Here is a 15,102-nt window from a genome sequence, read left to right on the forward strand (position 1 = left end):
AGATCCCTTGCTGTCGCGCTGTCCACTGCGCCCCCGTCTAAGGGCAGCAAACCTTACCGCGCCGGAGTGAGGTTAGCCTACCCTCACCGCCTACAACTCCGTTGCCTCTTCGCCGAGTTCATTGTGGGTGCGTCCGATCGGCACGATCAGCGGCCGGTCGCCCACGGGGTCGTCGATCACCCGGGCACGCAGACCGAAGGCCTCGCTCAGCAACTCGGCGGTGACGACGTCCCGCGGGTGTCCCTGCGCCAGGATCGCGCCCTCGCGCATCACGACGAGGTGGTCGCTGTAGCGCGTGGCGAGGTTGAGGTCGTGCAGCACCATGACCACGGTGCGTCCCGACTCGTGCAGGTCGTCCACCAGGTCGAGCACGTCGATGGCGTGCGCCAGGTCCAGGTAGGTGGTCGGCTCGTCCAGGAGGAGCAGATCGGTGCCCTGCGCCAGGGTCATCGAGATCCACACGCGCTGGCGTTGGCCGCCCGACAGCGAGTCCACGGGCCGGTCGGCGAGGTCGGACACCCCGGTCATCGCCAACGCGCTCTCGACCACGGCGGCGTCGTCCGACGACCACTGCCGCAGCCAGCTCTGGTGGGGGTGCCGGCCCCGGGCGACGAGGTCGGACACCGTCAGTCCGTCCGGCGCGACGGGTGCCTGCGGCAGCAGACCCAGCTTCTTCGCCACGTCCCTGGTCCGGAGGGTGCCGATGTCCTCGCCGTCCAGCACGACCGTCCCCCTCGTCGGCTTCAGCAGCCGCGACAGGGTGCGCAGGAGCGTCGACTTCCCGCAGCCGTTGGGGCCGATGATCGTGGTGATCACCCCGGGCGGGATCTCGACGTCGAGCTCGTCGATGACGGTCCGGCCGCCGTACCCGACCGTGACGCCCCTGGCTGTCAGCCGTGAGACGTCGTCGACCCCGGACTCCACGCAGGCGATGGACTGTACGACCACAAGGCCCCCTCTTTAGGCTTGCCTTACTTTGTACCAGCTATCTGCGGTTCGCCCGTACCAGCAGATGGACGAGGAAGGGGCCGCCGATCGCGGCGGTCACCACGCCGACCGGGAGCGAGACCGGCAGCGCCGTGCGCGCGACCAGGTCGGAGCCGATCAGCAGCAGCGCCCCGACCATGCCGGAGGCCGCCATCGGCGGTGTCGGGCACCGCGCCAGACGCATCGCCACCTGCGGCGCCACCAGCGCGACGAACGGGACCGGGCCCGCCGCGCTCACCGCCACGCCGGCGAGCAGCACCGCACACAGCAGCAGCACCGCCCGCACCGCCGAGTACCGCACGCCGAGGCCCGCGGCGATCTCGTCGCCGAAGTGCAGGGGCTTGAACTGGAAGGAGACGCACGCGACGACGACGAGCAGAGCCAGCGTGCCCCAGACGGCCACCCGGACCTCGTCCCACGACCGGTTGTCGAGGGAGCCGACCAGCCACGCCTGGGCCCGGGCCACGTCCCTGATGTCGGCCGTGACCAGCAGCCAGGTGGTGATCGCCTGCATCGCGGCGCTCACCGAGATGCCGATCAGGATCAGCCGGAAGCCGTCGATCCCCCGGCGCCAGGCCAGGAAGTACACGAGCAGGCCGGTACCGAGACCTCCCGCGAGGGCCGCCGCGGACAGGCCCACGGCGTCGGCGATCACCGCGGCGGTGCCGCCGGAGACGGTCACGAGGAACACGGCGACCGCGCTCGCGCCGCTGGTGATGCCCAGGATGTCCGGACTGGCCAGCGGATTGCGGGCGATGGCCTGGGTGAGCGCCCCGGACACCCCGAGCGCGATCCCCACGACGAGCCCGGCCAGCGCCCGGGGCATCCGCAGGTCCATGATCACGAACTCGTCCACCTGCTCGCCCCGGCCGAAGAGGGTCGCGACCACCCGGGACAGGCCGATCGGGAAGTCCCCGACGCCGATGGACAGGCAGAACACCAGGAAGGCCGCCGCCGCCAGCAGCAGGGTGACGCCGGCGATCCGGGGCCGCCACACGAAGGACACCCGGCCGAACCGCACACCCGGTGTCAGCACCGGCCCGGTGCGCGCCGCGTCCCGCCGCACGTCCGCTCCGCTCGACTTCACTTCCGCCCCGTTCACGCGTTCTTGAACTTCCCGAGCCACACCAGGGCCGCGAAGAACGGCGCGCCGAGGAGCGCGACGAGGACTCCCGCGGCCAGCTCCGACGGCCGTACCACCAGTCGCCCCACGATGTCGCAGACCAGCAGGATCACCGCGCCGAGCAGACCCGCGTACGGCACCAGCCAGCGGTAGTCCGGTCCGGTCAGGTACCGGGCCACGTGGGCCACCATGAGGCCGATGAACGCGATGGGGCCGCACGCCGCGGTGGCCGCGCCGGCGAGCAGGGTGATGGCGAGGATGCCGACGGTCCGGGTCAGGGCGACGTTCACCCCGAGGCCCCGCGCCACGTCGTCGCCCAGGTTGAGCAGGTTGACCGCGGGCAGGGTGGTGAGGGCGAGGACCAGTCCGGCCGCCGTGAAGGCGGTCACCGGCCAGATGACGTCGAAGCCGACGCCGGCCACCGAGCCCGCGTTCCAGAACCGCAGCGCGTTCAGCGAGGCCTTGTCCGTCAGCGCGACGGCCGTGGTCATCGCCGCGAGGAACACCGTGACGCCCTGCCCGGCCAGGGCGAGCGTCAGGGGGTTGCCGGCCCCGCGGCCGATGCTGGCCAGGCCGAACACGACGGCACCCGCGACCGCCGCACCGACGAAGGCCAGCCAGACGTACTGCATCGGGTCGGTGAGGCCGAACAGGGCGATCCCCGACACGACGGCGAAGGAGGCACCGGAGTTCACCCCCAGCAGACCCGTGTCGGCGATGGGGTTGCGCGTGTAGCCCTGGATCAACGCCCCGCCGATCCCGAGGGCGACGCCCGCCACCACCGCGAGCACCGTGCGGGGTACCCGCACGGTGCGCACGATGAGCCTGATCTCGGTGAGCCGTTGATCGGCGTCGGGCGCGGAGAACAAGCCGTGCCACACCTCGGCGGGGCTCAGGGCGCGTGCGCCGACGGCCAGCGACGCGGCACCCGCGACCACGAGGAGGAACGCGAGCACGCCCAGCCCCGCCACCCGCTTCCGGCGGGCCTTCGCCGTCCCCCCGGGCGCGGGGCGGGCAACCGCAGTCGTGGTCATGGCGACGTACACTAACGCGCCGTGCTGCCGGTTCCGTCGGCGACCGTACGGACCTCGTCGGAGGCGGCCTTGACGCCCCGGGCGAGGAGCGACTCCAGGATCTCGCCGACCCTGATGGCGGTGTTGGACAGCAGCGACGACGTGATGCCGTGGGTGTGCTCCGTGCCGCCCTGGAGGTAGATGCCGCAGCGCAGGTCCGGGTCCGTCGCGACGCGGTAGTCGCGCTCGACGCGGACCAGTCCGTCGTCGTCGCGCAGGCAGCGCTCCGCGACCTCGCCGAGGAGGCCGAGGGGGTCGGCCGGGCTGTATCCGGTGGCGAAGACCACGACGTCCGCGTCCAGGAGGGTCTCCTCGCCGGTGACGAGGGACTTCACGGTGGTACGGACCCGGTCCGGCGTCTCCTCGACCTCGGTGAGCCGGGACACGTTGAGGAACCGCAGCCGTTCGGTCCCGAGCACCTTCTCCCGGTACATCTGCCGGTACAGGTCGTCGATCAGGTCGATGTCCACCACGGAGTAGTTGGTGTTGCCGTGGTAGTCCATCAGCCGGCGTTTGACGCTCCCGGGTGCGGCGAAGTACTCGTCGACCGCGGCGGGGTCGAAGATCCGGTTGGCGAAGCCGCTGTCGTCGGCGGGGCTGTAGCCGTAACGGGTGAAGACCGCGCAGACCTCCGCGTCGGGGAAGCGGCGGTGCAGGTAGGCGACGTTCTCGGCGGCGCTCTGTCCGGCTCCGACGACGACGAACCGCGAGGGGGAGGTTCCCTCCAACCCGTCGACCCGCGCGAGCAGTTCGGAGTTGTGCCAGACGCGGTCGCCGCGCTCGACGCCCTCCGGCAGGAGGGGGCGCAGCCCGGTGCCGAGGACGAGGTTGCGCGCCCGGTGGACCTCCAGCCCCTCCCCCGAGCGGACCGTCACCTCCAGGTGCTCCACGGCTCCGTCGCGCACGACGGGTGCGACGCCGACCACCTCGTGACCGTAGGAGACCAGGTCGTCGACCTTGGCCGCCGCCCACTCGAGGTAGTCGTGGAACTCCACCCGGAGCGGGAAGAGGTTCTTGTGGTTGATGAAGTCGATCAGCCGCCCCTTGCTCTGCAGGTAGCAGAGGAAGCTGAACTCGCTGGCCGGGTTCCGGAGTGTCACCAGGTCCTTGAGGAAGGACACCTGCATGGTCGCGTCGTCGATGAGCATGCCGCGGTGCCAGCCGAAGCGCGGCTGCTGCTCGAAGAAGCGGGCGGTGACCGCCTCCTGCCCGCCGACGCCCGCGTTGTGCTCGCTGAGCGCGATGGCCATGGCCACGTTGGACGGGCCGAAGCCGATGCCAATGAGGTCGTGGACCGGTGGTGCGTCATCAGGAAGAACCTGTGACATGTCACTCCCATCGTGCGGGACAGTCGCCTGTCGGGCGTGGGGGACGGAACGGGATGTGCCGACGGAACGCTCCCGTCGGAAACTTAGGGGAGCCTAAGCTAATGCCGCCGGACTGTCGATAGGGCGAGACGCGGTCGGTGACCTCAACTCGGTTCTCTCGGCGAGGTGTTGTGGGCTAAGGCAAGCCTTGCTTTACTTGCGGAGCCGTTTCCTGCCCTGAGGAGGAACCCCATGCGGGTCGTCATGTTCGGTTACCAGACCTGGGGCCACCGCACCCTCCAAGCCCTCCTGGACTCCGAGCACGACGTGGTGCTGGTCGTGACGCACCCCAAGAGCGAGCACGCCTACGAGAAGATCTGGAGCGACTCCGTCGCCGACCTCGCCGAGGAGCACGGTGTCCCGGTGCTGATCCGCAACCGCCCGGACGACGAGGAGCTGTTCGAGCGCCTCAAGGCGGCCGAGCCGGACATCATCGTGGCCAACAACTGGCGGACGTGGATTCCCCCGCGCATCTTCGGCCTCCCCCGGCACGGCACGCTCAACGTGCACGACTCGTTGCTGCCGAAGTACGCCGGCTTCTCCCCGCTGATCTGGGCCCTGATCAACGGCGAGACCGAGGTGGGCGTCACCGCGCACATGATGAACGACGAGCTGGACGCCGGCGACATCGTCCGGCAGGAGGCCGTGCCGGTCGGACCGACGGACACCGCCACCGACCTCTTCCACAAGACCGTCGACCTCATCGCCCCGGTCACCGTCGGCGCCCTCGGCCTCATCGCCGCCGGGCAGACCGAGTTCACCCGGCAGGACCGGTCGCGGGCGAGCTTCTTCCACAAGCGCTCCGCCGAGGACATCCGCATCGACTGGAGCTGGCCGGCCGAGGACCTGGAGCGGCTGGTCCGCGCCCAGTCCGAGCCGTACCCGAGCGCCTTCACGTTCCACCGGGGCAGGCGACTGGAGGTGCTCGCAGCCGTCGTCTCCCAGGGCCGCTACGGCGGTACACCCGGTCGCGTCTTCTACCGCGAGGGCGACGGCGTGGTGATCGTGGCCGGGGCCGACGCCCGTACCGGTCGCAACCACGGCCTGGCCATCACGCGCGTGCGGACCGAGGACGGACGGGAGTTGTCCGCGGCGGAGTATTTCACCTCCATGGGCGGCTATCTGACCAGCCGCCCCTGACCGGACCGGACGGCCGGGCCCCGCACCGGCCGCGGCCGTGGTCGGACAGGCCCTGGCCGTCACCGGGAGCCGGGACGACGCGCGGCGGGTGGGGTCCGGCGGATCGGACGCGTCACGCCGACCGCCGGACAGCCCGTGTCGGACTCAGCCGCCGCTCTTCCGCCGGAAGGAGCGCTGGCTGGAAGCCGGACCGTGTGCGCCGCGGATCTTCGAGGAGTCCACGTTCGCGGCACGCCCCGCTTCGTCCGCCTGCTTGCGCTTGCGTTCCAGGGCTTCCCGGAACTTGCCCTTCAGGTCGTACTGACCCTCCTCGTCGGGCGCCAGGGCGGGGTTCTCGGCCTCGGCCGACTCCGAACCTGCTTGCGATGAGTCGTCTGCAGCCATGGTGACCTCCTGGGTTAGGACAACAGGATCACAGCTTGTCATGCCGACGACCGTCCGAGGAACGAATACCGGACGCCCGGCCGCCTTCCCGCGCACGGCGAGGGGCCGACGCGGGTGGCCGCGCCGCCGACGGCGCCTGCCTGCCGCCGGTCAGCGGCGGTCGCCGCGGGGCACCGTGAACGCACCGGGTGGTGCCGGGATTTCGACCGTGTGCTGACGGGTGCCGGTGTGTGCCGGCGTGTGCCGACCCGGATGCAGCTCCCGATGCAGAGCGCGGTGAACCCCACGAGGATCTCGCAGTCGCCGTCCGCGCAGCCTCCGGTGTTCCGCCGTCGGCGGCCCTGGTCACCGGGGCCCGGCCGGCGCGCGTGGAGGTCGCCGACGCGCGGAGGTCGCCGACCCACTCCACCAGGACCTCGGACGGCGGCCGCGCCGTGGGCCCGGTCGGCTCCTGCCCGTCGCGCCGGCCCGGCCGTGACGACACACCTCGAGCGCGGGCACCCCACCGCAGGACCCCGCTGGATCGCCCGCCCTCCGATGCCTGCCTAAGGTGGGACGGGCCCGACGGAACCGTGGTTCCAGCGGACCGCAGGAAGGTGGCTTCATGGGACGCAGCGTCGACTCGATCCGACGGGCCGCCCTGGGCTCCCTGGGTGCCGTGCTGGTGGTGGTCGGCATCGCCCTGCTGGTACTGCCCGGACCGGGCCTGCTGCTGGTGTTCGCCGGGGTGGTGCTGCTGTCACGCGCCGTCCCCGCCCTGGACCGGTTCGTCGCCCCCGTGCGCCGTCAGGCGATGCGTGCGGCCGAGGAGAGCGTCTCCTCGCGCTGGCGGGTGGCCGGCTCCGTGCTGGCGGGGCTGTGCCTCGTGGGCGCGGGCCTGGCGTGGGGCCTCCTGTCCTGGTTGCCGTTCTCCGGATGGGGCACCGGCGCGAGTCTGATCATTTCCGGTTTCGTCCTCTTCGCGCTGCTCCTGTGGAGCCACCGTCGCGTGCGGGCGGCCCGCCGCGACGACCCGCCCACGGCCGAGTGACGGCAGCGCGGGGCTCAGCGAGGAGGCGGTCCGCGCCGAGCACCGTTGACCAAACGGAACAGCGTTCCGTATATTAAACGGGACGACGTTCCGGTTATTGCCTCGCAGCCGGCGCGATCCTTCACGAGCCCCTCCACGAGTCGTCGGCCGGCCCGGACCGGCCGCGGCGTCCACCGAACGGACGTACGCCATGAGTACACCGACCACCGCGGCCGCCCACCGCGTCCCGCCCGCCCCCGTCCTCTCGGTCAGCCCGGTCGTGCTGCCGTCCCCCGGCCGGGCGGTGGACCTCGAGGTACGGGTCTCCGCGCCCCTGACCGGCGGCGAGCTGCCCATCATCCTGCTCTCGCACGGGCAGGGCCCCTCGAACCACCTGTCCTCCCTGAACGGCTACGCGCCCCTCGCCCAGTACTGGGCGGCCCACGGCTTCGTCGTGATCCAGCCCACCCACCTCAGCTCCCGGACCCTGCGCCTGGCCCCCGACACCCCCGGCGCGCCGCTCCACTGGCGGTCGCGGGCGGAGGACATGACCCGCGTCCTCGACCGACTGGACGCGCTGGAGGCCGCCGTCCCGCAGCTCCGTGGACGACTGGACGGCAGCCGGGTCGCCGTGGCCGGCCACTCGATGGGCGGGCACACCGCGAGCCTGCTGCTGGGCGCCCGCCTCACCGACCCGGACGACGCGACGGAGGTGGATCTGAGCGACCCCCGCATCACGGCGGGTGTCCTGCTCGCCGCTCCCGGCCGGGGCGGCGACTCCCTGACCGAGTACGCCGCGCGGGACCTCCCCTTCCTGCACAGCACCGACTTCTCCCGGATGACGACCCCCGCCCTCGTGGTGGCCGGCGAGAAGGACGCGTCCGCGCACCTGACGGTCCGCGGACCGGAGTGGCACACCGATCCGTACGTCCTCTCCCCCGGCCCCAAGACCCTGCTCACCCTGTTCGACGCGGAGCACGGCCTGGGCGGCGTCGCCGGGTACGACGTCGCCGAGACCACCGACGAGAGCCCCGGGCGGGTGGCCGCGGTGCAGCGCCTCACCTGGGCCTATCTCCGCAGCGAGTTCCACCCCGGAGACCCGGCCTGGAAGGAGGCGTGCGACGAGCTGACGGCGGGAGCCGACTCGTTCGGACGGATCCAGTCCAAGTAGGCCGCCGACGGCCGGCGGCCCGCGCGGGCCGCCGGCCCCGGAAAGCCCGCTGGTAAACTCGAGGCCACGCTTCGAGGCGCCCGGGTCCGTACCGAGGGGTACGGACCCGGGCGCGTTCCGGGCGCCTGATCAGGAAGGTCGTCCCCCATGCACGCGAAGCCGTCCGCCCGAGAAGCCTCCTCCGGGGGCGGTACGCCCTCGCGGGCGACAGCACCCCGGGACCGGGGCCGGCCGCCCCGGCCCGCCCCGGCGGACACCCCGCCGGCCCCGTCGTTCGACTCCCTCGGACTGCCGTCGGCCCTGCTGGAGACGATGACCGGCCTCGGCGTGACGCACCCCTTCCCGATCCAGGCGGCCACCCTGCCCGACGCGCTCGCGGGCCGCGACGTCCTCGGCCGCGCGCGGACCGGTTCCGGCAAGACCCTGGCCTTCGGGCTGGCCCTGCTCACCAGGACCGCGGGGCGGCGGGCCGACTCCAAGCGGCCCCTGGCCCTGGTCCTGGTGTCGACGCGGGAACTCGCCCAGCAGGTGAGCGACGCGCTGGCGCCGTACGCGCGGACGCTGGACGTGCGGCTCGCCACGGTGGTCGGCGGGCTGTCGATCAACCGCCAGGCGGAGCTGCTGCGCGGCGGCGCGGAAGTGGTCGTCGCGACACCGGGGCGCCTCGCCGACCTGGTGTCCCGCCGGGACTGCCACCTGGACCGCGTGCGGATCACCGTGCTGGACGAGGCCGACCAGATGTGCGACATGGGGTTCCTGCCCCAGGTCACGGGCATCCTCGACCAGGTGCCGGGCGACGGGCAGCGGCTGCTCTTCTCGGCCACCCTCGACGGCGACGTCGACGCGTTGGTGCGCAGTCACCTGCACGACCCGGTCCTCGTGTCGGTCGACCCGGTGTCGGGCTCCGTCGCCACGATGGAGCACCACGTGCTGACCGTCCATCCGGCGGACAAGTACGCCCTCGCGACCGAGATCGCCGCCCGCGACGGCCGGGTGCTGATGTTCCTGGACACCAAGGCCGGGGTCGACCGGTTCCTCCGTCAGCTCCGGGCCGCCGGCGTGCGGGCCGCCGCCCTGCACAGCGGCAAGTCGCAGCCGCAGCGCACCCACACGCTCGGCCAGTTCGTGGACGGCGATGTCACCGTGCTGGTGGCGACCAACGTCGCGGCGCGCGGCATCCACGTCGACGCCCTCGACCTCGTCGTCAACGTGGACCCGCCGGCCGACGCCAAGGACTACCTGCACCGCGGCGGGCGCACCGCGCGCGCCGGCCAGTCCGGACGCGTGGTCACCCTGGTCACCCCCGACCAGCGACGCGACGTGAGCCGGATGATGTCGGAGGCGGGAATCCGGCCGACGGTCACCCCGGTGCGCTCCGGCGAACAGAAACTGACCGACATCACCGGCGCGAAGCGCCCTCCGACCGCACCGCGGTCCAGCGGCGGCAACGCCCCCTTCCGCGGCCTCGGCACCACGCCGGGACGCGCCGCCAAGGAGTCGCGCAAGACCTCCGAGGCCCGCAAGGCCGCCGAAGCCAGGGCAGCGGCCCGGGTACGCAAGGGCCGCTGACCGCCACCCGACACCGCCCGCCGCCCGCCGCCCGCCGCCCGCGCACCATGTGAGGGCTGGCTTCGGCGCGTCCGGAGGGCCGCCGGCGCTCCCGGGACGCCGAGAACTTTGAACACATCGATGACAAAGTATGGACATGCCAAGCGGAAGTCTCCTACCTTTGCGGCGGAACTGAAGCCACTCCGCTCAAGACCGGAGCGATTTCCGGCACGGTCCGGTCCCCACGCCACGGAGGACCAATGCCCCAACGCCTGTTCTCGCGTGCTCGAAGAAGCCTCATCCTCCTGCTGACGTCGGCCGTCGCGACCGGCGGCGTCCTGGCCGCCCCGGCGTCCGCCGCCCCGGCCGACATCCCTCCGCAGGAACCCGGGGTCACCCTGCGCGTGTTCGACGTCCAGACACCCCTGAACGAGCTGTGCACCCTCAAGCCGGGCCAGACCCCCAACCACGACGAACTGATGCCGACGGTCGACTGGTCCACCACCGACGACTTCGGCGGCATCGCGGACAACTTCGTCTCACAGGCCTCCGGTTACCTGGTCGCGCCCCGCGACGGCACCTACGTGTTCCGTCTCACCAGCGACGACGGCTCACGGCTGACCCTCGACCAGGCCACGGTGATCGACCACGACGGACTGCACGGCGCCGAACCCAAGGACGGCGCGGTCGACCTCACCGCGGGAGCGCACCCGCTGCGCATCGACCACTTCGACCGCGGCGGCGGGCAGCAGCTCCAGCTGTCCTGGAAGCCGCCGGGCGAGAGCGAGTTCACCGTCGTACCCCGCGAGGCACTGAGCACCGACGCCGGGGTCGTCCGGGTGACGGCGCCGGGCCGCAAGGAGTGCGAGGCCGGTCGGGACACCCCGGGCGACGGCCTGCCGCTGACCTCCGTACGCCCCGACCTCACCCTCACCGACCTGCGCCCCGACGGATTCGAACCGCAGGTCAGCGGCATGGACTGGCTGCCCGACGGACGCCTCGCGATCAGCACCTGGGGCGGCACCGACAACGTTGCCGGTGAGGTGTACCTGCTCGACAACGTCACCGGTGCGACCAGCCGGGACAAGGTCACCGTCAAGAAGATCGCGAGCGGGCTGCGCGAGCCCATGGGCATCAAGTACGTCGACGGTTCGCTGTACGTCTCGCAGAAGCACGAACTGACCCGACTGGTGGACGACAACGGCGACGACGTGGCCGACGACCTGCGCACGGTCGCCACCTGGCCGTACGGCGGCAACTTCCACGAGTTCGCGTTCGGTCTGCTCTACCGCGACGGCTACTTCTACGTGAACCTCTCCGTCGCCATCGACCTCGGCGGCGCCACCACCACCCCGCAGCCCGCGCCCGGCCGCGGGACGACGTACAAGATCAGCAAGAGGACCGGGAAGATCAGCCCGGTCGCCGGCGGACTGCGAACCCCCAACGGCATCGGCTGGGGCCCGGACAACGGCCTCTTCGCCACCGACAACCAGGGCGGCTGGCTGCCCTCCTCCAAGCTCGTCCAGGTCAAGCAGGACCGCTTCTTCAACCACTACACCGAGCCCGCCGGGCCCTTCGAGGACTCCCCCGTCACGAAGCCGGTGCTGTGGCTGCCGCAGAACGAGATCGGCAACTCGCCCTCCACCCCGCTGCTCGTGAAGAAGGGGACCTTCAAGGGCCAGATGCTGATCGGCGACGTCACCTACGGCGGCCTGCAACGCGCCTACCTGGAGAAGGTCAAGGGCCAGTACCAGGGCGCCGTCTTCCGCTACACCCAGGGCCTGGAGGCCGGCGTCAACCGGATCAGCGTCGGCCCCGACGGGGCGATCTACGCCGGCGGCCTCGGCGCCGACGGCAACTGGGGACAGGAGGGCAAGCTCAAGTTCGCCCTGCAGAAGCTCACGCCCAACGGCGGCAACACCTTCGACATCCAGAAGATGCGGGCCGTACCCGGCGGCTTCGACCTGACGTACACCCAGCCGGTGTCCGCCGAGACCGCCGCGGAGCTGGCCGCCCGCTACGAGGCCCAGCAGTGGCACTACACCCCCACCGCCGACTACGGCGGCCCGAAGATCGCCGAGGAGCGGCTGTCCGTGCGCTCCGCGACGCTCTCCCGGGACGCCCGGACCGTCCGGCTGCGGCTGGACGGCCTCAAGCCGGACCGCGTGGTGCACGTGCGCTCCCCGCGCCCCTTCACCTCCGCGTCCGGTGAAGCGCTCTGGAGCACCGAGGCCTGGTACACGCTGAACGCGATGCCCGGCAAGCAGCCGCCCGCCGCCACCCTCTACGAGGCCGAGGAGGCGAACCTGACGGGCACGGCCGGGATCGGCACCGACCACGTCGGCTACTCCGGCAGCGGCTTCGTCGACCAGTACGCCACCGAGGGCAGGGTCGCCACCACGTTCGACGTGACGGTCCCGAAGTCGGGCACGTACGACGTCAACCTGCGCTACTCCAACGGTCCGAACCCCTTCGAGGGAACCAAGTCGCTGTCCCTGTACGCCAACGGGAAGAAGGTGCGGCAGACCCACCTCGCCTCCACCGGGGACTGGGACACCTGGTCCACGCGGACCGAGCGCCTGCGCCTGCGCGCCGGCCACAACACGGTCTCCTACCGGTACGACGCGGGCGACACCGGTCACGTCAACCTCGACCTGATCACCGTCCACCCGCAGGGTGCCCGCGTCGCCCTCTTCGACGGCACGGCCGCCTCGCAGGACCAGTGGCAGCACACGGACGGACGGCGCACGGCGTGGCCCCTGTCCGAGGAACGGTCGATGGAGGTGTGCTGCGGCGACCTCCGCACCAAGGACGCCTACCAGGACTTCGCCCTCCACGTGGAGTTCCGCGTCCCCCTGCTGCCCCCGGACGTGACCGGGCAGGACCGCGGCAACAGCGGCATCTACCTGCAGGACCGCTACGAGCTGCAGATCCTCGACTCCTTCGGGGACACCTCACCGGCCACCAACGAGGCCGGCGCCTTCTACCAGAAGAAGGCGCCCGACATCAACGCGGCCACGGCCCCGGAAACGTGGCAGACGTACGACATCGTCTTCCGCGCCGCCCGCTTCGACGACACCGGTCGCAAGACCGCCGACGCCCGGGTGACGGTGGTCTGGAACGGCAAGAAGGTCCACGACGACGTCGCCCTCGACGGCCCCACCGCGGCGGGCCGGGCCGAGACGCCGGCCGCCGGGGCGATCCGGCTTCAGGACCACGGGAACAAGGTCCGGTTCCGCAACCTCCTGATCGAGCCGCTGGACTGACCGCGGCCGTGCGGGGTGGCTCCGGACGGCCACCCCGCACGCACCGCTCCTGGTCACCGGCCGGCCCGTGTCCTCCGGGCGCCTCTGGGTAGGGTGAGTGGGAAGTCCTGCCGTGAGTCGAACAAGGAGCGGAATTGAGCGAGCCGGCGTCCGTCGCCCTGCAACTGGAGATCGCCCGGGAACTGGAGGTCGCCGAGACCTTCGACGCCGAACGGGAGATCGAGCGCCGGGTGGCCTTCCTGACCGAGCGCCTGACCTCCACCGGTCTGCGCGCCCTCGTGCTGGGCATCAGCGGCGGGGTCGACTCGACCGTCGCGGGCCGTCTGTGCCAGCTGGCCGTCGAACGGGCCCGGGCCGAGGGCCACGAGGCGCGCTTCTACGCGATGCGGCTGCCCAACGGCGTCCAGGCCGACGAGCACGACGCCCAGCTCGCGCTCTCCTTCATCAAGGCCGACCAGGTGCTGACGGTGGACATCAAGCCCGCGAGCGACGCCACCCTGGAGGCCCTGCTCGCCGCCGACGTCGCCTTCCGCGACGCCCACCACCAGGACTTCGTGCACGGCAACGTCAAGGCCAGGCAGCGCATGATCGCCCAGTACGCCGTGGCCGGCGCGCACAACGGCCTCGTCGTCGGCACCGACCACGCCGCCGAGGCGGTCTCCGGGTTCTTCACCAAGTTCGGCGACGGCGCCGCCGACGTCGTCCCGCTGACCGGTCTCACCAAGCGCCGGGTGCGCGCCGTCGGCGACGCGCTGGGCGCCCCCGCCGAACTGGTGCGCAAGGTGCCGACGGCCGACCTGGAGACCCTCGACCCCGGCAAGGCCGACGAGGACGCGCTCGGCGTGACCTACGACGAGATCGACGACTTCCTCGAGGGCAAGCCGGTCGGCGAGGAGGCCTTCGAGAAGATCGTCAGCCGCTACCGGCTGACCGACCACAAGCGCAGGCTGCCCATCGGGCCGTGAGGCCCCCCGGCGGGCCGAGGACGTGACCTGCGGGGAGAACGGCGGACGATGCTCCGCCGTTCTCCCCGTACGTGTGTCCGGACCACCCGGGCAGGGACGGGCACCGTACGGGCAGGTGGTCGCACAATTGGTGCGAAATGTCACTTACCGCTCTAATCTGTCGACTGGAAGGCTCGGACAGTCGACGGCCGGTTCAGCCGGCGGAAGGTGCGCTTCCATGGCTGAACGGCTCAAGCGGTCCGGCTTGCTCGGCGAACTGTCGGCCGAGTTCGCCGGCACGCTCATCCTCATCCTCTTCGGCTGCGGCGTGGTCGCCCAAGTGGCCGCGGGCGGTGCCCTCACCGACCCCGAGGGCGGACTCGGCGACCACGACAGCATCGCCTGGGCCTGGGGGCTCGGTGTGACGCTCGGCGTCTACGTGGCCGCACGGCTCAGCGGCGCCCACCTCAATCCCGCGGTGACCGTCGCCCTCGCCACGTTCAAGGGGTTCCCCTGGCGCAAGGTGGCCCCGTACGCCCTGGCCCAGACGGCCGGCGCCTTCGTGGCCGCTCTGCTCGTCCGCTGGAACTACTCGGAGGCGCTGGCGAAGGCCGACCCCGGCCACACGATCAAGACGCAGACCGTGTTCTCCACGCTCCCCGCCAACGGGAACACCGCGCTCCCGGTCCACGAGTGGGGCGCCTTCCGCGACCAGATCATCGGCACCGCCCTCCTGCTGCTGCTGATCCTGGCCATCACCGACCTGCTCAACACACCCCCGGGCGCGAACCTGGCCCCCTTCGTCATCGGCCTGGTGGTGGTCGCCATCGGCATGGCCTGGGGCACCAACGCGGGCTACGCCATCAACCCGGCGCGCGACTTCGGCCCCCGGCTGGCCAGCTTCCTGACCGGATACGGCGGGGCCTGGCGGGACCAGTACGGGAACCTCTACTTCTGGGTGCCGATCGTCGCGCCGCTGATCGGCGGCGTTCTGGGGGCGGGGCTGTACAAGGTCTTCGTCGGCCGGTTCCTGCCGACCGCGGAGCCGGAACCGACGGGGCGCGTACCGGCGCCCGAGGACTGACACCGG

Annotated in this window: 12 protein-coding genes; 7 read left to right on the top strand and 5 right to left on the bottom strand. The window is 71.8% G+C overall.

The features are described 5' to 3' along the window. Positions 1–90 precede the first annotated feature (90 nt). From ACZ6EG_RS22370 to ACZ6EG_RS22385, 4 genes are read right to left on the bottom strand one after another with little or no spacing between them, the layout of a single operon-like run. Complete coding sequence (locus ACZ6EG_RS22370; protein WP_469606904.1) at positions 91–948, bottom strand: ABC transporter ATP-binding protein; 858 nt, start codon at positions 946–948, stop codon at positions 91–93. Positions 949–985: 37 nt separating this feature from the next. Beyond that, positions 986–2,074, bottom strand: coding sequence for a FecCD family ABC transporter permease (locus tag ACZ6EG_RS22375; protein WP_391970702.1), 1,089 nt, complete (start codon positions 2,072–2,074; stop codon positions 986–988). 11 nt (positions 2,075–2,085) lie between these two features. Then, positions 2,086–3,144 carry a FecCD family ABC transporter permease gene (locus tag ACZ6EG_RS22380; RefSeq protein WP_469606907.1) on the bottom strand — a complete coding sequence of 353 codons (1,059 nt, stop codon included), beginning with the start codon at positions 3,142–3,144 and terminating at the stop codon, positions 2,086–2,088. Between the two features lie 11 nt (positions 3,145–3,155). Further along, positions 3,156–4,511 carry a lysine N(6)-hydroxylase/L-ornithine N(5)-oxygenase family protein gene (locus ACZ6EG_RS22385; protein ID WP_391970482.1) on the bottom strand — a complete coding sequence of 452 codons (1,356 nt, stop codon included), beginning with the start codon at positions 4,509–4,511 and terminating at the stop codon, positions 3,156–3,158. Positions 4,512–4,742: 231 nt separating this feature from the next. Here ACZ6EG_RS22385 and ACZ6EG_RS22390 point away from each other — a divergent pair, with 231 nt between their 5' ends. Further along, the gene (locus ACZ6EG_RS22390; protein ID WP_391970483.1) at positions 4,743–5,690 is read left to right on the top strand and encodes a methionyl-tRNA formyltransferase; all 948 of its coding nucleotides are present in this window, start codon (positions 4,743–4,745) and stop codon (positions 5,688–5,690) included. A gap of 144 nt (positions 5,691–5,834) precedes the next feature. Here ACZ6EG_RS22390 and ACZ6EG_RS22395 read toward each other — a convergent pair whose 3' ends face one another. Beyond that, positions 5,835–6,074 carry a DUF5302 domain-containing protein gene (locus tag ACZ6EG_RS22395; RefSeq protein ID WP_356610248.1) on the bottom strand — a complete coding sequence of 80 codons (240 nt, stop codon included), beginning with the start codon at positions 6,072–6,074 and terminating at the stop codon, positions 5,835–5,837. A 604-nt stretch (positions 6,075–6,678) separates the two neighbouring features. Between ACZ6EG_RS22395 and ACZ6EG_RS22400 the strand changes: the two genes are divergently transcribed. The 6 genes from ACZ6EG_RS22400 to ACZ6EG_RS22425 all read left to right on the top strand — a co-directional run bounded on the left by ACZ6EG_RS22400 (position 6,679) and on the right by ACZ6EG_RS22425 (position 15,096). Further along, complete coding sequence (locus tag ACZ6EG_RS22400; protein WP_391970484.1) at positions 6,679–7,104, top strand: PGPGW domain-containing protein; 426 nt, start codon at positions 6,679–6,681, stop codon at positions 7,102–7,104. 190 nt (positions 7,105–7,294) lie between these two features. Next, positions 7,295–8,254, top strand: coding sequence for an alpha/beta hydrolase family protein (locus ACZ6EG_RS22405; protein ID WP_391970485.1), 960 nt, complete (start codon positions 7,295–7,297; stop codon positions 8,252–8,254). Positions 8,255–8,401: 147 nt separating this feature from the next. Beyond that, on the top strand, positions 8,402–9,823 hold the full coding sequence (locus tag ACZ6EG_RS22410) for a DEAD/DEAH box helicase (protein ID WP_469606916.1): 1,422 nt from the start codon (positions 8,402–8,404) through the stop codon (positions 9,821–9,823). 239 nt (positions 9,824–10,062) lie between these two features. Continuing rightward, entirely contained in the window at positions 10,063–13,068 is a 3,006-nt protein-coding gene (locus ACZ6EG_RS22415) for a 3-keto-alpha-glucoside-1,2-lyase-like domain-containing protein (protein WP_469606918.1), read from the top strand. 134 nt (positions 13,069–13,202) lie between these two features. Then, a complete protein-coding gene (nadE, locus tag ACZ6EG_RS22420; RefSeq protein ID WP_384696671.1) occupies positions 13,203–14,033 on the top strand; it encodes an ammonia-dependent NAD(+) synthetase in 831 nt (276 codons plus the stop codon). A 217-nt stretch (positions 14,034–14,250) separates the two neighbouring features. Beyond that, positions 14,251–15,096 (top strand): MIP/aquaporin family protein, encoded by an 846-nt coding sequence (locus ACZ6EG_RS22425; RefSeq protein WP_391970488.1) that lies wholly within the window; start codon positions 14,251–14,253, stop codon positions 15,094–15,096. Positions 15,097–15,102 lie beyond the last annotated feature (6 nt).

This window comes from Streptomyces sp. NPDC041968 (assembly GCF_055589025.1).